The following is an 18850-nucleotide window of genomic DNA, read 5'->3' as shown; positions in this document are numbered from 1 at the left end:
AATCGCCATGTCACACTGCACGAATGCGACGCCTGTTCCCTGTGACCGACGAAACAGCAGCTCGGGCCGTTGACCAGGAGGGTGCGGCGCCGGACGGGGCCGGTGAGTGGAGTCTCGCCGAACTGGCCGCCGCCTACGCCTATCCCACCTCCGACGACGGCGGGCCGCGCACCTGGCTGCGGGCCAACATGGTCTCGACCCTCGACGGCGCCGCCCAGCACGACGGCCGCTCCCAGCCCATCTCCGGCCCCGCCGACATGCGCATCTTCGGCACGCTGCGGGCCCTCGCGGATGTCGTCCTGGTCGGTGCGGAAACGGTTCGGCAGGAGGGATACCGGCCGGCTCGCGCACGGGCCGAGTTCGCGCGGGCGCGGGAGAAGGCCGGGCAGGGTCCGGCCGCGGCCGTCGCCGTCGTCTCCGGCAGTCTCGACCTGGACTTCTCGCTTCCGCTGTACACCTCGCCGCTGGTCCCGACGGTCGTCCTCACCGGTGCGGACGCCCCCGTGGACCGAGTGGCCGCCGCCGAGCGGGCCGGGGCGCGGGTGATCGTCGCGGGGGAGGGGCGGCGGGTCGACCCCGTACGCGCCGTGCGGGCGCTGGCCGGACTCGGGTACACCCGGCAGCTCACCGAGGGCGGACCGCGGCTGCTGGGGCAGTTGGTGGCCGCCGGGGTGCTGGACGAGCTGTGTCTGACGCTGTCGCCCATGCTCACGGCGGGCGACGCGCAGCGCATCGCGGGTGGTCCGGGCGTGTCCGTGCCGCGCCGGTTCGCGCTGGCGTCCCTGCTGGAGGAGGACGGATTTCTGTTCGGGCGGTACCGCCGTCCCTGAAACAGCGGAATCTACCGTTCCGTTTAGCTTCCGGGGGGCACACTTAGTCCCGGCACTCCCCGTGCGGTAACGGGGCAGGATGGTTTCCGCAGGGCTTTTCGGGCCAACGGAGGACTGAGGGTCACGAGGGCCCTCGAAGGAGAAGAGGCGGCTGGTGTTCACAAGCGTTCTGATGATCGAGAAAGCCCTGACGTCGGCCGACGTGGAATTCGTCACGACCTTGCACGGCGACGAGCCGGTCTTCTTCCATGTGCTGCTCCAGCCGCGCGGCGATCAGGCGGACCGCCTGCTGCGGGCCATCGACGACATCGCGCTCGGCGAACTGGACGAGGCCGTCCACGAGGGTGATACGCCCGAGGGTTCGGACGCCCGGAGCGTGGCGGAGAAGGCCCTGGAGGTCTCCCTGCGCGCACTGCGCGCCGCCGGGAGCCAGGCCGAGGGAAGACTCGTGGAGAACCACCCGCTGGACGCGCTCAAGGCGCTGGTCGGCGAGGTGCACGCCGACGAGGTGATCGTGCTGACCGACCCGCACTACGTGGAGGAGTTCTTCCACCGCGACTGGGCCTCCCGCGCCCGCCACAAGGTGGGTGTACCGGTACTGAAGCTGTTCTCCCACAGCAAGGCGTAGCCCTGCGGGGCTTCGGCGGCCGGTCCGACACCGGGTACGCGGGTGGGGTACCCGGTGCCCCACCCACCTATCCGGTGCCCGCGGCTGCGCCCGGCGCGCCCCCGGCCGGGGTGCGGGGGCGCGGGGATCTGCGCATAGGGTGGGCATCCTCTGGCTCGCTCGTATCTGGGAGAAGAACGCATGGCACCCGGCCTTCCTATCGCCATGGACCGACCGCACTTCATCGGCATCGGGGGCGCCGGGATGTCGGGGATCGCGAAGATCCTCGCCCAGCGTGGCGCGCGGGTGGCGGGCAGTGATGCCAAGGAGTCCGCGACCGCCGAGGCGCTGCGGGCCCATGGCGCCACCGTGCACATCGGGCACGCGGCCGGGCACCTCGCCGACGACGCCAGCTGTGTCGTCGTCTCCTCCGCGATCCGGCAGGACAACCCCGAGCTGGCCCGCGCCGCCGAGCTGGGCATCCCGGTGGTGCACCGCTCCGACGCGCTCGCCGCGCTGATGGAGGGCCTGCGGCCGATCGCCGTCGCCGGTACGCACGGCAAGACCACCACCACCTCGATGCTCGCCGTCTCCCTCACCGAGCTGGGCGCCCGCCCGTCGTACGCCATCGGCGGCGACCTGGACGCGCCCGGCTCCAACGCCCTGCACGGCGAGGGCGAGATCTTCGTGGCCGAGGCGGACGAAAGCGACCGCAGCTTCCACAAGTACGCCCCCGAGGTCGCCATCGTCCTCAACGTCGAGCTGGACCACCACGCCAACTACGCCTCGATGGACGAGATCTACGAGTCCTTCGAGACCTTCGCCGGGAAGATCGTCCCCGGCGGCACCCTGGTGATCTCCGCCGACCACGAGGGCGCCCGCGAGCTGACCCGCCGGGTGTCCGGGGTGAGGACCGTGACCTACGGCGAGGCCGAGGACGCCGACGTACGCGTCCTGGAGATCGTGCCCGAGGGGCTGAAGAGCCAGGTCACCGTCCTCATGGACGGCCGAGAGCTGACCTTCGCCGTCTCCGTCCCCGGCCGCCACTACGCGCTCAACGCCGTCGCCGCGCTCGCCGCCGGCGCCGCCCTCGGCATCCCCGCCGACGAGCTGGCCCCCGCCCTCGCCGCGTACACCGGCGTCAAGCGGCGCCTCCAGCTCAAGGGCGAGGAGGCGGGCGTCCAGGTGATCGACTCCTACGCCCACCACCCCACCGAGATGACCGCCGACCTGGAGGCCATGCGCGGCGCCGCCGGGGACGACCGCCGCATCCTCGTCGTCTTCCAGCCGCACCTGTTCTCCCGCACCCAGGAGCTGGGCAAGGAGATGGGCCAGGCGCTCGCCCTCGCCGACGCCTCCGTGGTGCTCGACATCTACCCGGCCCGCGAGGACCCGATCCCCGGCATCACCAGCGCGCTGATCATCGAGGCCGCCCGCGCGGCCGGTGCCGACGTCACCGCCGTGCACGACAAGGCGGACATCCCCGAGGTCGTCGCGGGAATGGCGGGGCCCGGTGATCTCGTTCTCACCATGGGCGCGGGCGACGTCACCGACCTGGGCCCGCTGATCCTGGACCGCCTGTCGCAGAAGTAGAAGGGGCTGATCCTCATGGCGTACGACGTCGAGAAGCCGGACGAGCAGTGGCGGGCGGAGCTGAGCCCGGCCGAGTACACGGTGCTGCGCCAGGCGGGCACCGAACCGGCCTTCACCGGTGAGTACACGGACACCAAGACCGAGGGCGTCTACTCCTGCCGGGCCTGCGGTGCCGACCTGTTCACCTCCGGCACCAAGTTCGCCTCGCACTGCGGCTGGCCGTCCTTCTTCGACCCGAAGGACACCGACGCGGTCGAGCTGATCCAGGACCGTTCGCACGGGATGGTCCGCACCGAGGTCCGCTGCGCCAACTGCGGCTCCCACCTCGGGCACGTCTTCGAGGGCGAGGGCTACCCCACGCCCACCGACCAGCGGTACTGCATCAACAGCATCTCGCTGCGCCTCACGCCGGAAGAGGGCTGACACCGCTCCCGACGAGGGTCGAGGCACCCCACGATTCCCACCCATCCACCTCCGGCGGGTGGGAATCGTCACATAATCGGTGGAGTGGGATGGCTGTGTCTGGGTAGCAGCCATCCGATTCATGGGACCGTCCGGCCGTGGCACGACCACGGATGCGTGCGCCCGCACCCGGTCCGGTCGCCCTTTCGCGCCCTCCGGGTGCCGTGGCCCGTGCCGTCTAGACTCGGCCGGCACGATCTCCTGCCAACCGAAGGGCGCGCGGCGTTTTGATACGGATAGATTCAGTCACCAAGCGATACCCGGACGGCACGGTCGCGGTCGACCGGCTGTCGCTCGACATACCGGACCGCGCGATCACCGTCCTCGTCGGCCCCTCCGGCTGCGGCAAGACGACCACCCTGCGGATGATCAACCGGATGGTGGACCCCAGTGAGGGCAGCATCCTCCTCGACGGCGCCGACATCCGGCAGCAACCCGTCAACTCCCTGCGCCGTTCCATGGGTTACGTCATCCAGAACGCCGGGCTCTTCCAGCACCGCACCATCCTGGACAACATCACCACCGTGCCCCGCCTCCTCGGCTGGAGCAAGGGCAAGGCGCGGGAGCGCGCGGCCGAGCTGATGGAGCGGGTCGGGCTGGACAGCTCGCTCGCCAAGCGTTACCCGTACCAGCTCTCCGGTGGCCAGCAGCAGCGCGTCGGCGTGGCACGGGCGCTCGCAGCCGACCCGCCGGTCCTGCTCATGGACGAGCCGTTCTCCGCCGTCGACCCGGTGGTCCGCAAGGGGCTCCAGGACGAACTGCTCCGCATCCAGGACGAGTTGGGCAAGACCATCGTCTTCGTCACTCATGACATCGACGAGGCCGTGAAGCTCGGCACCATGGTCGCCGTGCTGCGCACCGGCGGACACCTCGCGCAGTTCGCCCCGCCCTCCGAACTGCTCACCGCGCCCGCCGACCCCTTCGTGGAGGACTTCCTCGGCGCCGACCGGGGCATCCGCCGCCTGTCCTTCTTCCCGTCCGACGCGCTGGAGCTGGACACCGAGCCGGTCGTTCCCGTCGACGCCGACGCCACACAGCTCACCCCGCGCGGCAGCGCGCCGTACCTGCTCGTCACCGACGCCGACGGCCGCCCGCTCGGCTGGGGCGAGCCGGCCGCGCTCACCGCCGGTGCCATCGACCCCGCCCGGCTCCTGCCGCACGGAAGGCCGTTCCGGCCCGGCAAGGACTCGCTGCGCACCGCCCTCGACGGGGCCGTGCTCTCGCCGACCGGCTGGGCCGTGGCCGTCGACGGCGAGGGACGCGCGGTCGGCGTGGTCTCGCAGGCGACCATCGGTGAGGCCATCCGCACCGCGCACACCGAGGACCGTCCGGAGGTGACGGCGGCCGGATGAACGGCTTCTTCGACCTCCCCAGTGACCTCCAGCACAGCTACTTCGGTCTGATCGGCCTGCACCTGCGCGAAGCGCTGCTGCCGGTGCTCGCCGGACTCCTGCTGTCGCTGCCCGTCGCCCAGCTCTGCGCCCGCTTCCGCTGGCTGTACCCGCCGGTCCTCGGTATCACCACCGTGCTCTACGCCATCCCGTCGCTGGCGTTCTTCGTCATCCTCATCGACTACACCGGCCAGAGCGAGCTGACGGTGATGATCCCGCTCGCCGTGTACAGCCTGGTCGTGCTCGTCCCCGCCATCGTGGACGGCGTCCGTTCGGTCCCCCCGGAGACCCTGGCCGCCGCCGAGGCGATGGGGCTCGGAGCCGTACGGCGTTATCTCCAGGTGCAGTTGCCCATCGCGGTGCCCGCCATCATCGCGGGCCTCAGGGTCGCCACCGTGTCCAGCATCTCGCTGGTCAGCGTCGGCATGCTCATCGGCAACCAGGGCGCGCTCGGCAACATGCTGAACGACGCCAACCTCTACCACCGGCCCGAACTCGCGGTGAACTCCGTAGTGACCACCGCCCTGTTGGCGATCCTCGTCGACGCGGCGCTGGTGCTCGCCCGCACCCTGCTGACCCCGTGGATGCCGAAGAAGGGTGCCGCCCGGTGAACGTCCTGGACTTCGCGCACTCCTTCTTCGCCGACTCCGCCCGCTGGCGCGGCTACGACGGCATCCCCACCCGCCTGCTGGAGCACGTGGGTTACTCCCTGGAGGCCCTCGCCCTCGCCGCGCTCATCGCGCTGCCCGTGGGGCTGATCGCCGGGCACCTGAGGCGCGGCGGCAACGCCCTGTCGATGGTCGCCACGGCCGGCCGGGCACTGCCCAGCTTCGGTCTGCTGGTGCTGCTGTTCATCTGGTTCGGCTTCGGCACGCTGCCCGTGATGGTGCCGCTCGTCGTGCTCGCCGTACCGCCGATCCTCGTCACCACCTACGAGGCGATCCAGACCGTCGACCCGTCCCCGGTGGACGCGGCGCGCGGGATGGGCATGACCGAGCCGCGCATCCTGTTCCAGGTCGAACTCCCGGTCGCGCTCCCGGTGATCCTCGGCGGACTGCGCACCGCGGCCGTCCAGATCGTCTCCACGGCGACCATCGCCGCGTATGTCAGCTTCGGCGGGCTCGGCCGGTACATCATCGACGGGCTCTACCAGAAGGACTACGAGAAGGTCGTCGGCGGCGCCAGCCTGGTCGCCGGACTCGCCCTGGTGACCCTCCTGCTGTTCTGGGCGCTGTCGAAGCTCACCGTCTCGCCGGGGGTGCGGCGCAGTGGCTGACGCGTTCCCCGACGAGTTCACATCGCTGACACAAACGGGCGCGTATCGAGGCCAATCGGTGACCTCCGTTCCCTTGACTGACAAATCACGAGCTGGCTTGGATCTACAGGTGACTTACAACAACCGCATCAGCAAGTCCATCCGGGGGAACCGAGGGGCGGCGCTGGTCGCCCTCGCGGCGGCGACGACGCTGCTTGCGGGCTGTGGCTCCTCCGGCGGCAACTCCGACAACCCCCTGACCGGAGGCGAGGCGAGCGGTGACACCGTCGTCGTCGGCTCCAACAACTTCGCCGAGAGCATCCTGCTCGCCGACATCTACGGCGAGGCCCTCAAGGCCAAGGGCATCAAGGTCAAGTACCAGCCCAACATCGGCAGCCGCGAGACCACCTACGGTCTGCTGAAGAACGGCTCCGTGACGCTGCTGCCCGAGTACAACGGCGCGCTGCTGGCCTACCTCGACCAGAAGGCGGCCCCGAAGTCGACCGAGGAGACCACCAAGGCCATCGAGGCCAAGCTGGACTCCAAGCTGACCCTGCTGAAGCCCTCGCCGGCCGAGGACAAGGACTCGGTCACGATCAACGCGGCCACCGCCAAGAAGTACAACCTGACCGCCAAGTCCTCGATCGGCGACCTCAAGGGCATCGCCAAGGACCTGGTCATCGGCGGCTCACCGGAGTTCCAGACCCGCCACCAGGGCCTGAGCGGCCTGAAGCAGCTGTACGGGCTGGAGTTCAAGTCCTTCAAGTCCCTGGACGCGGGCGGCCCGCTCACCCAGTCGGCGCTGAAGAAGAACTCCGTGCAGGCCGCCGACCTCTTCACCACCGACCCGGTGATCGCCAAGGAGAAGTTCGTCGTCCTGAGCGACCCGAAGAACCTCTTCGGCTTCCAGAACGTCCAGCCCCTCGTGCGCAAGAACGCGGTGCCGCAGAAGGGCGTGGACGCGCTCGACGCGGTCTCCGCCAAGCTGGACACCAAGACCCTGCTCGACCTGGACACCCAGGTGCAGGTCCAGCACAAGGACCCGCTGGACGTGGCCAAGGAGTGGCTGAAGACCAACGGCCTCGGCTGACCTGGCCCGCACCTCGCACCTCTCGCACCCCGCCACCCGGACCGCCCGGCCGACGCACCCCGTCGCCGGGCGGTCCGGCGTTCTGGGGCCCGGGGGCCCGGGCCGGCGGCGGACCGGGTGGCCTGCTCGGGGCGCCTAGACTGACTGGCCGGACAGAGACCGGACACGGCCGAGACCCGGCGAGGAGGAGAGCAGTGGCGACAGGGCCCGGCACCGGCCACCAGGACCCCTCCCCGCAGGTCCTCACCGAGGCGGCCGCCGCCTTCGGACTGCTCGCCTCCCCGGCGCGGCTGCACCTCGTATGGGCGCTCGCCCAGGGCGAGAGCGATGTCACCGGGCTCGCCGAACGGGTCGGCGGCGCGCTGCCCGCCGTCAGCCAGCACCTCACCAAGCTCAAACTCGCCGGACTGGTCCGCTCCCGCCGCGAGGGCCGCCGCCAGGTTTATTTCGTCGACGCCGACGAACAGGCCGCGCTCGTGGACGTCGTCCGTCTCCTCGTCGGCCGTCTCACCGAACAGACCACTCCCACCGTCCCGGTCCGCCGCCTGCGCGGGCTGTGACCGAAGTGCCGGACACCTCGCTGCGACTGCTGCGGCGCCTGGACACCGGCCCGCGCGGACTGACCGACACCGAGGCCGGCGCCCGGTCGGCCGAGTACGGGGAGAACACCCCGGCCGCCGCGCCGCCCGCGCCGTCCTGGCCGCGCCGGTGTGTACGGGCCCTGCGGGACCCGTTCACCGCCGTACTGCTCACCCTCGGCCTGGTCTCCGCGTTCGTCGCCTCCTGGGGCACCGCCGCCGTGATCCTCGCCCTGGTCGCCGTCAGCTGCGCGCTGCGCGCCGCCGGGGAACGCCGCGCCGACCGCTCCCTGGCCGCGCTGCGCGGCCTGGTCACCGGCACCGCCACCGTGCTGCGCCGCGCCGACCGGGCCGACGAGCCGCGCGCCCGCGAGGTCCCGGTCGCGGACCTGGTGCCCGGTGACATCGTCCGGCTCGGCCCCGGCGACCTCGTGCCGGCGGACGTACGGCTGCTGCGCGCCCAGGGGCTGACCGTCCGGCAGGACACGCTCACCGGTGAGTCCGCGCCCGTCGCCAAGCAGCCCGTCGACGCGCCGCGACGGTTCGCCGAGTCCCATCTGTGCTTCCAGGGCAGCCACGTCGTCTCGGGCAGCGCGACCGCCGTGGTGGTGGCGACCGGGTCGCGCACCCGGTTCGCCGCCGCCCAGGGAGTCCCCGTCCGGCGCGGTCCGAGCGCCTTCGACCGGTCCGTGCACGGCATCTCCTGGGTGCTGGTCCGGTTCATGCTGCTCACCCCGCCGCTCGTCCTCATGGCGAGCGCCGCCCTGCACGGACGGGTTCTGGAGACGCTGCCGTTCGCCGTCGCGGTGGCCGTGGGACTCACCCCCGAGATGCTCCCGGTGATCGTCACCACCTGTCTGGCACGCGGCGCGTCCCGGCTGGCCGACGCCCACCGGGTCGTCGTACGGCGGCTGCCCGCGCTGCACGACCTCGGCGCGGTCGATGTGCTGTGCCTGGACAAGACCGGCACCCTCACCCGGGACCGGCCCGTCCTCGCGGCCGCGCTCGGACCGGACGGCCGGGACGACCCCGAGGTGCTGCGCTGGGCCGCCGTCGCCGCCTGGTGGGGCCTCACCCTGTCCGAACTCCCCGCCCCGGACGCCCTGGACGAGGCGCTGCTCACCGCCGCCGGACCGGTCGGCGAGGAGTACGACGGGGTCGCCGCGCTCCCCTTCGACCCCGCCCACCGGCTGGCCACCGCCGTGGTCACCGGCCCCCTCGGCCGGCATGTGCTGATCACCAAGGGCGCCGCCGAGGACGTACTCGACCGCTGCGAGCTGACCGACGCCGAACGCCACCGACTGCTCGCGCTCGCCGCACGGCAGGCGGAGTCCGGGCTCCGCGTCCTCGCCGTCGCCACCGCCGAACTCCCCGCCCGCACCCGGCCCTACCGACCTGAAGACGCCCGCGGCCTCACCTTCCGCGGCCTGCTCGCCTTCCGCGACGACCTGGCCCCCGGCGCCGCCGACGCCCTGCGGACCCTGACCGGGCTCGGGATCGAGGTCCGCGTCCTGACCGGCGACCACCCCGCCACCGCGGTCCGCGCCTGCCGGGACCTGGGGCTGACGGTGGGGGAGGTGCGCACGGGCGGTGCTTTGGACCCGGCCGGGACACCGGGTGGTGTCACCGTCGTGGCCCGGTGCACCGCCGAGGACAAGGCGCGCGTCGTGGCCCGCCTGCGGGAGGCCGGGCACACGGTCGGGTTCCTCGGGGACGGCGTCAACGACGTGCCCGCGATGCTCGCCGCCGACGTGGGCGTCGCACCGCGCGGTGCCGTCGCCGTGGCCCGGGAGAGCGCGGACGTGGTGCTCGGGGAGAAGGACCTCGGCGCCCTCGGGCACGCCGTGCTCGCCGGACGGCACAGCAGCGCCAACATCGCCTCCTACCTGCGCGTCACGCTCTCCTCCAACCTCGGCAACGTGCTCGCCATGCTCGCCGTCGGACTGCTGCTGCCGTTCCTGCCGATGCTTCCCGCCCAGGTCCTCGCGCAGAACCTCTGCTTCGACGCCTCCCAGCTCGCCTTCGCCGACGACCGCCCCGACCCCGGGGCGCTGCGCCGGCCGACCCGGCTGCGGCCACCCGCCCTCCTGCGCTTCCTCACCGGCTTCGGCCTGCTCAACGCGGTCGCGGACCTCGCCACCTTCGCCGTGCTCACGCTCGCCCCGCACGGCGGTGCCGCCCTGGACGACCAGGCGCTGTTCCACTCGGCCTGGTTCACCGAGAACCTGCTCACCCAGGCGCTGGCGATGCTGCTGCTGCGCTCGGGACGGCATCTCGCCGGCCCCCGCCCCAGCCCGGTCGGCTGGGCCTCGGCCGCGCTGGCCGGTGCCGGACTGCTGCTGCCCGCCACCCCGCTCGGCGCGGTCCTCGGTCTGACCGCCCTGTCCGCCGACCGCTATGTGCTGCTGGCCGCCGTCCTCGTGCCGTACGCGCTCGCGCTGACCGTGGCGCGGGTGCGCCACGACCGGCGTCAGCCGTAGGTGAGGTTCGCGCAGGGGTTGTCGTCCGCCGAACGCGCCCCGTTGGCCACCTCGCTGGGTACCGAGGCCGACGTCGAGGACGGCGTCGGGTCCGTCGCGTACGCCTGGCCGAGGACCACGTTGATGCGGGGCGCGCCGATCTGCTCCAGCTGGGCGCCGGGGAACACCTTGGCCACGGTCCGGGCGCGGTCCGCCATGCCGGGGCCGTACTGGACGACGGTCGCCAGGTGGTTCTGGGAGAGCGCGGTGGCCGTGCCGGTGACGGTGAAGCCGTCCGCGGTGAGCGCGGCCGAGCCCTTCGCGGCGAGCCCGGTCACCGTGGTGCCGTTGTAGACCGCCACGGAGATGCCCTTGCCGGAGACCGGCGCGGGCGAATGCGTGGCCGGGCCGGGCTTCTTCTTCGCGTGGCCCTTCCCGCCGCTGGCATCCGCGCCGTCGATCGTACGGTCCGCCCTCAGCGCGGCCCACAGCTCACCGGCGTCCGGCTCCACGACCGCCACCCGTGGACCCGCGTACCGCCAGGGCACGGTGACGAACTTGGTGTTGTGCAGGTCGACGTTCTTCAGCGACATGGCGAACGACAGCAGCTTGTCGGCGCTGCCCAGCCCCGGGTCGACGGTCATCGACCTGGTCGCCGCGTCGGCCAGCGGCAGCAGCTTGGTCGGGGTGAACCCCTTGTCCTTGACCTCCTTCAGCAGGCTGCCCACGAACGCCTGCTGCCGTTTGATCCGGCCTATGTCGGAGCCGTCACCGATGCCGTGCCTCAGGCGGACGTAGTCCAGCGCCTGCCGGCCCGCGACGGTCTGCTCGCCCTGCTGGAACAGCAGCGTGCCCCGGGTGGTCCGGTTGGGGTTCAGGTCGTTCTGGTAGACGTCGTTGGGCAGGCACACCTTCACCCCGCCGACGACCTGGGTGAGCGCGGCGAAGCCCTTGAAGTCCACGACCACCGTGTGGTCCACCCGCAGCCCCGTCAGCTGCTCCACCGTGTTCTGGGTGCAGGCCGGGTTGCCCTTGTCGGTCTCACCGACGGAGAAGGCCGCGTTGAACATGGTGTTCGGCTGGGTCTGGGTCCAGCCGCCGGTGGGCAGTTTGCAGGGCGGGATCGTCACCAGGGTGTCGCGCGGTATGGACACGGCGAGGGCGTGCTTGTGGTCGGCGTATATGTGCAGCAGCAGCGTGGTGTCGGAGCGGCCGATGACGTTCTTGTCACCGCCGCCCAGCGCCGCGTTGCCGTCGGTGCGCGCGTCCGAGCCGATCACCAGGACGTTCTCACCCTTGGACGAGCCTGCCGGTCGGTTGTCGGAGAGGCCGCCCGCGTCGAAGGTCTGGATGTTGCCGTTGAGCTTCAGATACACCCAGCCCGCGCCGGCGCCGCCTAGGACCACCAGCGACAGGCAGACGAGGAGTGCCACCCGTGCCCTGCGCGCACGGCGGCGCCGCCGGTCCCGCGCGCCGGACCGGGTACCGCGGCCCGCGTCGCCGGGACCGCTCTCGCCCTCCGGGGTGCCCCGCCCGCCGCCGCGTCGCCGCGACGGTGCCGTTCCCCGGCTGCTCGTGATGCTCATCGGCCGCCCTCTTGTGTCTCTCCCTGGGTTGTACAGTTGCGCAATGTAGCAATCATCGCTGGGCGGACCGGAGGCGCGGGAGCCCCTGGCCGTCAGGAACCCGTGAGAACAGGGAGGGCGGCCATGCTCCGCAACGGACTGGAACCCTGGCATCTGCTGGTCGTGGCGATCGTCTTCATCGTGCTGTTCGGCTCCAGGAAGCTGCCGGACACCGCCCGCTCGCTGGGCAGGTCCCTGCGCATTCTCAAGAGCGAGGCGAAGGCGATGAAGGACGAGAGCGGAACTCCCGCCACTGCCACCCCGGTCGACGCACGCGTCTCCCCCTGACTTCGCGCCCCCCTTCTCTCGCGTTCTCTCACGGCACGGATCGCGGGCGCCCGAGCGGTGCCCGCTGTCCGGTGAACTCGGCACGCCGGGGGAGAAGTTCCCGTATCACCTGAAAGAGGGAGAACCCGGTGGCAGGGGTGCCGCCGGGTTCTCGCGCAGGGCCGCGGCTCAGGCGCGAACCCGCTCCCTGCGTCGCTGCCGTCGGGACACGCGTGCCTCCTGGTCGGGCAGCCAGCCGAAGGTGAGGCAGCTGCCGACGACGCCGAGGAGCAGGCCGATGAAGAAGCCGCCCAGGTTGGACGTGAGCCAGGTGCCCAGGGTGGCCAGGACGCCGGTGAGCGAGTAGAACAGCCGCTGGGCCGGGTTGAAGAGGACGAGCAGTCCGAGCAGCACCATCAGGGTGGGCAGCAGATAGCCCGCCAGCCCCTGCATGCCGATGTGCATGACGACCTTCAGCGACGCCTTCTCGGTGAGCAGGATCTCGGCCCCGCCCAGCGCGAGCAGCAGCCCGCCCCAGAACGGCCGGCGCCCCCGCCAGTCCCGGAAGGCCGCCCGCGCTCCCCGGCGCACACGCTCCGGCATCGGCTCAGCAGCCCGAGTCGCTGAAGCCCAGCTTCAGACCGGGCAGCTTGAACACGGCCGCAGTGGTCGCGTAGTTGGTCTGGCGCAGGTTGGCGATGTGCACGGTGTCGGCCTGCTGGGAGAAGACACCGATCGGGCCCTTGGCGTTGGCCTTGTCCAGGGTGCTGGCGTCGTTGCCGATCTCGATGTTGTCGAAGGAGGCGTCACCCGACAGCTCGGTGGAGTCGGTGGTCAGATCGGTCGCCGTCACCTTCTTCTCGCCCTGGCCCGCCTTGATCAGCAGGTTGGTGCCGCCCAGGTCGACGCTCTGGCAGAGCTTGGTGAGGGTGGCGCTCTTGATAGCGGAGGTGATGACGAGGACCTGCCCGCCGGTGTCACCCGCGTTCGGGCTGCCGTCCGCCATGTTGTCCAGCCCGCCGAACTGCTCGAAGCCGGTGCCGTTCAGCTCGGTCGCGGTGACCGTGAACGGCATGCCGGAGATGGCGAACTGCACACCCAGCGCGCCCTCGGCGGTCAGGATCGCCAGACCCGCGGCGACCAGGGTGGCGGGGATCGCCAGTACGGCGGCCCGGCGGTACCGGACGCGCCCGCGCCGTTCGCCGCCGGCCGGGCCGGGCTCGGGGGTGGGGTCGGTGGACGAGAGGTCCGGGGACGAGGCCATGTCTGCTCCCATGGGCGTAGATCCATGCGGTTTCAGGTGGCGCGTTGTCCTGGCGCGGACAAGGGCGGCCGCGTGGGCCCCCTCGCTGCTCCCGGTGGACGCGAGGGCTCTGGCCGGTTACGCGACGGTAGCCTGCTCGGAAGTTACCGCCGGTTACATTGAAGGGTCAAGGGAGTTGTGAAAAGTAGGTGCCGGCCCTGCGCAGACGGTTGCCGCCGACCTCAACTCCCTTGCCACGTATTGACGTTGGCGGCACATCCGGTCTACAACTCTGCCTGATCTCCTCGGGACCGTGGCGCCGGGCCCGACGAACGGCACGCGCCGTTTCCCGGCATCTCCGGGCGGCCGTCCCGTATGCGCAAACCCGGGACGAATCCCGCATCGCATCCCGGCGCACCCTGCTCTCCGTCCCCCACCTCGGAAGAGAGGCACCCGCATGCGCACCCTTCTCGCTCTCGCCGGAACCGTCACCGCGCTCACCGTGGCCGCGGCCGTCCCCGCCGCTGCCGACGCAAGCGCCGTACTGACCACGGGCGGTGTCGGCGGCACCGCCGTCGCCGTCGGCGACACCCTCACCGCGCCGCTCGCCACCGGCACCTCCGCCACCCTGTACTCCAGCGCGACCGGCACCAGCGGAGTCAGCTGCACGGCATCCCAGTTCACGGCCCAGGTCACCGGCAACCCGGCCGCGCCGGGCGCCGCCACCGAGTCGGTCACCGGCCACACCTTCGACAGCTCCAGCTGTACCAGCAACGTCACCGGTGTCCTCGGCGTCAGTGGCATCACCGTCGACCACCTGCCCTACACCGCGTCGGTCGCCTCCGACGGCACCCTCTCCGTCGCCCCGGCGAGCGGCTCGACCATCCAGACCACGGTCAAGCTGCGCACCCTGCTCGGCTCGATCAACTGCGTGTACCAGGCGCCGAGTCTGACCGGGAAGGCGGACAACGCCGACAACAGCATCACCTTCACCAACCAGCAGTTCGCGAAGGTGTCCGGCTCGTCACTGTGCTTCGCCAGTGGCTACTTCACCGCCAAGTACGCCCCGGTGACCGACGCGGGCGCGCCGGTGTTCGTCAACTGACCTGTTTTTCAGACCTCGTTCAGCGTCGGCGCAGGCGCGGGACGAGGGCGACGGCCGCGGTGACCACCAGCACCGCGGCCGCACCGCCCGCCAGCAACGGAGCCGAGGGACCCGACTTCGCGCGGGTCGCCTCGGCCACCGGCTTGCCGTCGTCCGGCACGGCGGCGTACGAAGGGTCCTTGCGCGGTACGGGACTTGAGGCCCCGGCCGAGGGGTGGGCGGACGCCGGGTGCGAGGAATGCGCGGAGGGTGACGCGGCCGGTGCCTTCGAGGCCGGCTTCCTGGCGGGCGCGGGTCGCGTGGTGCTCCCGCCGCCGCCCGAGGCCGCGCTCCTGCTCGTGAGCACCACGTCGGAACACGAGTAGTAGGTGTCCGGCGTGCTGGTGTTCTGCCAGATCGTGTACAGCATCTGACGCCCCGTCCGGTCTGTGGGCAGCGTCGCCCCAAGGTGGTACGCCCCGTTGCTCAGCGGCGGGTTCTTGATCTCGGCGAACGGGCGCTCCGGCAGGTCGGACCACTTCAGCGGCTTCGCCGGGTCGTAGCCGGACTTGGTCAAGTACAGCCGGAACGTGCCCTCGTGGGCGATCGTGGAGGCGTACGTCAGCGTCATCCGGCTGCCTGGAGTCAGCCGGGTGGAGGGCCAGTCGGTGCGGGTCAGGTCGAGACCGCGGTAGGCGGACAGGTTCCCGCTGCACAGCTTGCCGTCCGGAATCACCTGCCGGTCACGGCCGTTGACGCCGGGCACCCGCAGGTTGTCCCACGCGGTGAAGGGGGCGCCGTTCGCCGCGATCGCGGCCCGGCAGGCGGCCGACCCGTTGGCGCTGCCGCCCTGGGGAGAGCAGGCGTAGACCCGGCTGACCGGGTCGGTGGGGGCGCCGTGCGCCTGGGCGGTCCCCGCCGTCCACGGCAGCAGCAGGAGCGGGGTCGCGGCGGCGGCCGCCAGAGTGCTCAGGCGGGCGGTCATCCGAGTCATCCGGGACGTCTCCTCGGCGGGGCGGTGAAAGGGTTCGCGGTCCCCAATACGGGCCACGACGCCGGGGTGTTCACGCCCCGGACGAGACGAGGAAGTCAATTCACAGACCGCGTCGGCTGTTTCTGAAGCACCCTTCACCGCCCATGGATCTTCGCGTAAGCGACGCAGTGCCCCCGGAAGCCCTCGGAACCGGATAAAAGCGGAAGGCCCAGTTCACCCCGGTAGAGCAGGGGAGGAAGTGTGGAAGAGCACGGAATCTCGGTGCGTCCCGCGTGACTCCCGTTGCCGCTCGGTGAGTTATCGTATGCGAGGGGTCAAAACAAACCGCGTGTCCCGTTCGTGCAGGAGAGGGGTCGGCCGATGGCGAGGCAGCTGCGCGCTGAACAGACCCGGACGACGATCATCACGGCCGCGGCCGACCTGTTCGACCGGCAAGGGTACGAATCCACCAGTCTGAGTGACATCGTCGGACATGCGAACGTCACCAAGGGCGCCCTGTACTTCCACTTCGCCGCCAAGGAGGACCTGGCCCACGCCATCCTCGAACTCCAGTCGGCGGCCGCCCGGCAGATGGTGGCCGAGGTCGAGAACCGGGGCTGCTCCTCACTGGAGGCGCTGATGCGCGCCACGTTCGCCCTCGCCCGCCTCGCCGTGCACGACCCGGTGCCCCGCGCCGGACTCCGCCTGGTCACCACCAACCTGTCCATGCGGCCACCGCTGCGGCATCCCTTCACCGAGTGGCTGGAGTTCACCTCCCGCAAGCTCAACGGCGCGGTCCGGGACTGCGATGTGCACGCCGATCTGGACGCCGGGATCGTCGCCCACTCCCTGGTCTGTTTCTTCGTCGGCACCCGCGTCGCCGGGCGCACCCTGGAACCGCCCGCCCGGCTGCCCCGCAGGGTCGCCGAGATGTGGTACCTCATGCTCCGCAGCCTGGTCCCGGTGCACCGCCGCCCCCGCTATCTGGCCCTCGCGGCGCAACTGGAGCGGGAGACCAGGATCGGCTGACCTGCGCGGTACGGTGACGACATGTCCGACGCCGCCCCCACCGCGCCCGTCATCCGCGCCGACGAACCCGGCTCCTTCGCGCACAGCACGCTGGCCGAACGGCACCCCGCTATCATCCGCCAGGTCCGCGACGCCCTCCCCTACGAGCCCGCACAGCGGCGCGCGCTGGACGCCCTGCTGAAGAACTGCACCGAGGGCGTCATCGAACCCCTCCCCGCCGACGCCCCCGACCGCGAGCGCTGGCAGAGCTGGGGACTGGACACCTACGCGGGCCAGTCCTGGTTCGACGTGCCGTGGCTGTGGTCCGAGAGCTACTTCTACCGTCGGCTGCTCGGTGCCGTCGGCTACTTCGGTCCCGGCGCCTGGCGCGGCATCGACCCGTTCCGCCCGTCCAAGACCGGCGAACTCGACTCCGCCGAGACCGACGACGAGCTGTCCGCGCTCGACGAACTGAAGAACCGTCCGGCCGACGAGCGCGACCGGGCCCTGCTGAGCGGCTCCCTCTGGGGCAACCGCGCCGACCTCAGCTTCCAGTTGTCCTCGGAGGGCGGCCAGGACCGCGAGGCGGCCCCCGGACTGGTCGCCGACGACAGCGACCTCTTCTGGTCGCTGCTCCCGCCCGACGGCACCGGCACCCTCTGCCTGGTCGCGGACAACGCCGGCCGCGAACTCGTCCCCGATCTGCTGCTCATCGCCCAGCTCCTCACCGAGCCCCGCATCGGCCGGGCGGTCCTGCACGTCAAGCCGGACCCGTACTACGTCTCCGACGCCACCACCGCCGATGTGATCGACGCGCTGCGCCGCCTGCGCTCGGCCAAGGGCCTGCCGGGGGAGTACGGCGACACGCTCTGGTCGGCCATGGGCGACGGCCGTCTCACCATTCGCGCCCACCCCTTCTCCTGCTCGCCGCTGCCCTACGCCGACATGCCGGACGACCTGCGCGCCGACTTCGCCGCGGCCACCCTCACCGTGTTCAAGGGCGACCTCAACTACCGCCGCCTGGTGGGCGACCGGTACTGGCCGCCCACCACGCCCTTCGACGAGGTGACCGCCTGCTTCCCCGGCCCGGTGGCCGCGCTGCGCACCCTCAAGTCCGAGGTCATCACCGGGCTCTCCCCGTCCACCGAAGCCAAGCTGGTCAAGGCGGAGGGGCAGAAGTGGCTCACCGGCGGCACCCATGCCCTGATCCAGGTCAACCCGTCACACGGCCCGGACGGGCAGTGACACGACCCCGTTGGTGACGCCGGAGCCGGACGGCAGCACCGGCCCGGCGAGCCGCAGGGCCGGCAGGGCGCGCAGTACCTCCTCGTAGAGGACGCGCAGTTGCAGCCGGGCGAAGTCCGCGCCCAGACACAGGTGCGGGCCCGCGCCGAGGGACAGGTGAGGGTTGGGCGTGCGGGCCAGGTCCAGCCGGTCGGGGGCGGCGAAGACCTGGCCGTCACGGTTGGCGGCCGCGTGGAAGACGACGACCGTGTCACCGCGCCGGACGCGGTGGCCGGACAGCTCGGTGTCCGTGGCGGCGGTGCGGCGCGTGGTCAGCAGGGGCGGGTGCCACCGGAGCAACTCCTCCACCACGACGTCGAGTTGTTCTGCCCCCTCGCGCAGCTTCCGGTACGCCTCGGGGTGCTCGGCCAGGGCCAGCAGGCCGCCCGCCGCCGCGTCGCGCATGGGGGCGAGGCCGGTGGTCAGGAGGAGCGGGACGAGCATCTCCAGCTCGATGGAGGTGAGTCGCGCGTTGTGGGCGAGCACCGTCGTGATGTCGTCGTCCGGGTAGCGGCGCCGGTGGACGATGAGCTGGCGGGCGTAGCCGGTCATGTCCTCCGGGGCGTGCGGCCCGGTCCACCGGGGCAGCCGGCGCCGGTCCGCGGGCGGCATGCCCAGCAGGTCGGCCAGGTTGAGCGAGGTGTACGGGTCGGACACGGCGGCGGCGAGGTCGAGGACGCCGTCTGCCGAGCGGGCCGTGTCCAGCGCCCGCGCGAGCAGTGCGCGGGCGCGCCCGCGGGCGGTTGTTGTGAAGCGTTCGACACGCTCGGGGGTGAGGGCGCGGGCCGCGTGGTCTCTGAGGCGGGTGTGCTGGGGCGGGTCCTGCCGGGACAGCATCCGTCTCGGTGACGGGAGTTCGGCGGGGCCGCTGAGGGAGGAGTACGTCGCCGGGTCCTGGAGTACGTGGAGGACGTCGGCGTGCCGGGTCACCGCCCAGAAGCCGGGACCTGGCGGCCGGTCCGCCGTGCCGGGCTCGTCCTGCCAGGCCACCGGGCCGGGTGCGTGCGGTAATCGGTGCCGGGGAGGCGGGGAGGGGATCATGGCCCATACCGTGGCCCCGGCCCGGGGGGCGGGCAAGGGGAGGGACGGCCTCCGGTGGCG

19 protein-coding genes are annotated in these 18850 nt (G+C 71.8%); 14 read left to right on the top strand and 5 right to left on the bottom strand.

Features of this window, described 5'->3' with window-relative positions; translation table 11 throughout:
• Nucleotides 1-23: 23 nt before the first annotated feature.
• From ACIGA3_RS08395 to mgtA, 10 genes are all read left to right on the top strand, one after another.
• The gene (locus tag ACIGA3_RS08395) at nt 24-830 is read left to right on the top strand and encodes a pyrimidine reductase family protein (protein ID WP_399711773.1); all 807 of its coding nucleotides are present in this window, start codon (nt 24-26) and stop codon (nt 828-830) included.
• A 172-nt stretch (nt 831-1002) separates the two neighbouring features.
• Entirely contained in the window at nt 1003-1458 is a 456-nt protein-coding gene (locus ACIGA3_RS08390; RefSeq protein ID WP_399711771.1) for an indole-3-glycerol phosphate synthase, read from the top strand.
• A 180-nt stretch (nt 1459-1638) separates the two neighbouring features.
• Complete coding sequence (gene murC, locus ACIGA3_RS08385; protein ID WP_399711770.1) at nt 1639-3030, top strand: UDP-N-acetylmuramate--L-alanine ligase; 1392 nt, start codon at nt 1639-1641, stop codon at nt 3028-3030.
• Nucleotides 3031-3045: 15 nt separating this feature from the next.
• Nucleotides 3046-3453: a peptide-methionine (R)-S-oxide reductase MsrB gene (msrB, locus tag ACIGA3_RS08380; RefSeq protein ID WP_399711768.1), complete on the top strand. Its 408-nt coding sequence runs from the start codon at nt 3046-3048 to the stop codon at nt 3451-3453.
• A 266-nt stretch (nt 3454-3719) separates the two neighbouring features.
• The gene (locus tag ACIGA3_RS08375; RefSeq protein ID WP_399711766.1) at nt 3720-4844 is read left to right on the top strand and encodes an ABC transporter ATP-binding protein; all 1125 of its coding nucleotides are present in this window, start codon (nt 3720-3722) and stop codon (nt 4842-4844) included.
• On the top strand, nt 4841-5494 hold the full coding sequence (locus ACIGA3_RS08370) for an ABC transporter permease (protein ID WP_399711764.1): 654 nt from the start codon (nt 4841-4843) through the stop codon (nt 5492-5494). Before ACIGA3_RS08375 ends, ACIGA3_RS08370 begins: the two co-directional genes overlap by 4 nt.
• Entirely contained in the window at nt 5491-6159 is a 669-nt protein-coding gene (locus ACIGA3_RS08365; protein ID WP_399711762.1) for an ABC transporter permease, read from the top strand. Before ACIGA3_RS08370 ends, ACIGA3_RS08365 begins: the two co-directional genes overlap by 4 nt.
• A 109-nt stretch (nt 6160-6268) precedes the next feature.
• Nucleotides 6269-7228 (top strand): ABC transporter substrate-binding protein, encoded by a 960-nt coding sequence (locus tag ACIGA3_RS08360; RefSeq protein WP_399711760.1) that lies wholly within the window; start codon nt 6269-6271, stop codon nt 7226-7228.
• 194 nt (nt 7229-7422) lie between these two features.
• Nucleotides 7423-7788, top strand: a complete 366-nt coding sequence (locus ACIGA3_RS08355) for an ArsR/SmtB family transcription factor (RefSeq protein ID WP_399711758.1) — start codon at nt 7423-7425, stop codon at nt 7786-7788.
• A 5-nt stretch (nt 7789-7793) separates the two neighbouring features.
• On the top strand, nt 7794-10286 hold the full coding sequence (gene mgtA / locus ACIGA3_RS08350; RefSeq protein WP_399712514.1) for a magnesium-translocating P-type ATPase: 2493 nt from the start codon (nt 7794-7796) through the stop codon (nt 10284-10286).
• On the opposite strand, the gene ACIGA3_RS08345 is transcribed toward mgtA, so the two are convergent.
• Entirely contained in the window at nt 10277-11851 is a 1575-nt protein-coding gene (locus ACIGA3_RS08345; RefSeq protein ID WP_399711756.1) for an LCP family protein, read from the bottom strand. The genes mgtA and ACIGA3_RS08345 overlap by 10 nt on opposite strands.
• Nucleotides 11852-11974: 123 nt before the next feature.
• Between ACIGA3_RS08345 and tatA the strand changes: the two genes are divergently transcribed.
• A complete protein-coding gene (tatA, locus tag ACIGA3_RS08340; RefSeq protein ID WP_399711754.1) occupies nt 11975-12178 on the top strand; it encodes a Sec-independent protein translocase subunit TatA in 204 nt (67 codons plus the stop codon).
• 168 nt (nt 12179-12346) lie between these two features.
• Here tatA and ACIGA3_RS08335 read toward each other — a convergent pair whose 3' ends face one another.
• Both ACIGA3_RS08335 and ACIGA3_RS08330 read right to left on the bottom strand, forming a co-directional pair.
• Complete coding sequence (locus ACIGA3_RS08335) at nt 12347-12760, bottom strand: DUF6114 domain-containing protein (protein ID WP_399711752.1); 414 nt, start codon at nt 12758-12760, stop codon at nt 12347-12349.
• Nucleotides 12761-12764: 4 nt separating this feature from the next.
• Complete coding sequence (locus ACIGA3_RS08330) at nt 12765-13421, bottom strand: DUF6230 family protein (protein ID WP_399712512.1); 657 nt, start codon at nt 13419-13421, stop codon at nt 12765-12767.
• A 436-nt stretch (nt 13422-13857) separates the two neighbouring features.
• Here ACIGA3_RS08330 and ACIGA3_RS08325 point away from each other — a divergent pair, with 436 nt between their 5' ends.
• Nucleotides 13858-14505: a Tat pathway signal sequence domain protein gene (locus tag ACIGA3_RS08325; RefSeq protein ID WP_399711750.1), complete on the top strand. Its 648-nt coding sequence runs from the start codon at nt 13858-13860 to the stop codon at nt 14503-14505.
• A gap of 19 nt (nt 14506-14524) precedes the next feature.
• On the opposite strand, the gene ACIGA3_RS08320 is transcribed toward ACIGA3_RS08325, so the two are convergent.
• Nucleotides 14525-15478, bottom strand: coding sequence for a lytic polysaccharide monooxygenase (locus ACIGA3_RS08320; RefSeq protein ID WP_399711748.1), 954 nt, complete (start codon nt 15476-15478; stop codon nt 14525-14527).
• A 360-nt stretch (nt 15479-15838) separates the two neighbouring features.
• Between ACIGA3_RS08320 and ACIGA3_RS08315 the strand changes: the two genes are divergently transcribed.
• Together ACIGA3_RS08315 and ACIGA3_RS08310 are read left to right on the top strand one after the other, a co-directional pair.
• Nucleotides 15839-16486 carry a ScbR family autoregulator-binding transcription factor gene (locus ACIGA3_RS08315; protein ID WP_399711746.1) on the top strand — a complete coding sequence of 216 codons (648 nt, stop codon included), beginning with the start codon at nt 15839-15841 and terminating at the stop codon, nt 16484-16486.
• 21 nt (nt 16487-16507) lie between these two features.
• Nucleotides 16508-17710: a damage-control phosphatase ARMT1 family protein gene (locus ACIGA3_RS08310; RefSeq protein WP_399711744.1), complete on the top strand. Its 1203-nt coding sequence runs from the start codon at nt 16508-16510 to the stop codon at nt 17708-17710.
• Here the strand turns inward: ACIGA3_RS08310 and ACIGA3_RS08305 are convergent.
• Complete coding sequence (locus ACIGA3_RS08305) at nt 17687-18790, bottom strand: cytochrome P450 (protein WP_399711742.1); 1104 nt, start codon at nt 18788-18790, stop codon at nt 17687-17689. The two genes, ACIGA3_RS08310 and ACIGA3_RS08305, sit on opposite strands and share 24 nt — an antisense overlap.
• Nucleotides 18791-18850: the final 60 nt, after the last annotated feature.

The sequence above is a fragment of the Streptomyces sp. NPDC085596 genome (assembly GCF_044541565.1).
Taxonomy (GTDB): Bacteria; Actinomycetota; Actinomycetes; order Streptomycetales; family Streptomycetaceae; genus Streptomyces.
This window is presented reverse-complemented; position numbering and strand designations above follow the sequence as displayed.

Bases quoted from the DNA above. Each gene is read 5' to 3' on its own strand.
- ACIGA3_RS08325 (WP_399711750.1), top strand. From the start codon at position 13,858: ATGCGCACCCTTCTCGCTCTCGCCGGAACCGTCACCGCGCTCACCGTG.
- ACIGA3_RS08345 (WP_399711756.1), bottom strand. From the start codon at position 11,851: ATGAGCATCACGAGCAGCCGGGGAACGGCACCGTCGCGGCGACGCGGC.
- ACIGA3_RS08395 (WP_399711773.1), top strand. From the start codon at position 24: ATGCGACGCCTGTTCCCTGTGACCGACGAAACAGCAGCTCGGGCCGTT.
- ACIGA3_RS08305 (WP_399711742.1), bottom strand. From the start codon at position 18,790: ATGATCCCCTCCCCGCCTCCCCGGCACCGATTACCGCACGCACCCGGC.
- ACIGA3_RS08320 (WP_399711748.1), bottom strand. From the start codon at position 15,478: ATGACTCGGATGACCGCCCGCCTGAGCACTCTGGCGGCCGCCGCCGCG.
- ACIGA3_RS08310 (WP_399711744.1), top strand. From the start codon at position 16,508: ATGTCCGACGCCGCCCCCACCGCGCCCGTCATCCGCGCCGACGAACCC.
- ACIGA3_RS08370 (WP_399711764.1), top strand. From the start codon at position 4,841: ATGAACGGCTTCTTCGACCTCCCCAGTGACCTCCAGCACAGCTACTTC.
- ACIGA3_RS08390 (WP_399711771.1), top strand. From the start codon at position 1,003: ATGATCGAGAAAGCCCTGACGTCGGCCGACGTGGAATTCGTCACGACC.
- ACIGA3_RS08330 (WP_399712512.1), bottom strand. From the start codon at position 13,421: ATGGCCTCGTCCCCGGACCTCTCGTCCACCGACCCCACCCCCGAGCCC.
- murC (WP_399711770.1), top strand. From the start codon at position 1,639: ATGGCACCCGGCCTTCCTATCGCCATGGACCGACCGCACTTCATCGGC.
- ACIGA3_RS08315 (WP_399711746.1), top strand. From the start codon at position 15,839: ATGGCGAGGCAGCTGCGCGCTGAACAGACCCGGACGACGATCATCACG.
- msrB (WP_399711768.1), top strand. From the start codon at position 3,046: ATGGCGTACGACGTCGAGAAGCCGGACGAGCAGTGGCGGGCGGAGCTG.
- tatA (WP_399711754.1), top strand. From the start codon at position 11,975: ATGCTCCGCAACGGACTGGAACCCTGGCATCTGCTGGTCGTGGCGATC.
- ACIGA3_RS08335 (WP_399711752.1), bottom strand. From the start codon at position 12,760: ATGCCGGAGCGTGTGCGCCGGGGAGCGCGGGCGGCCTTCCGGGACTGG.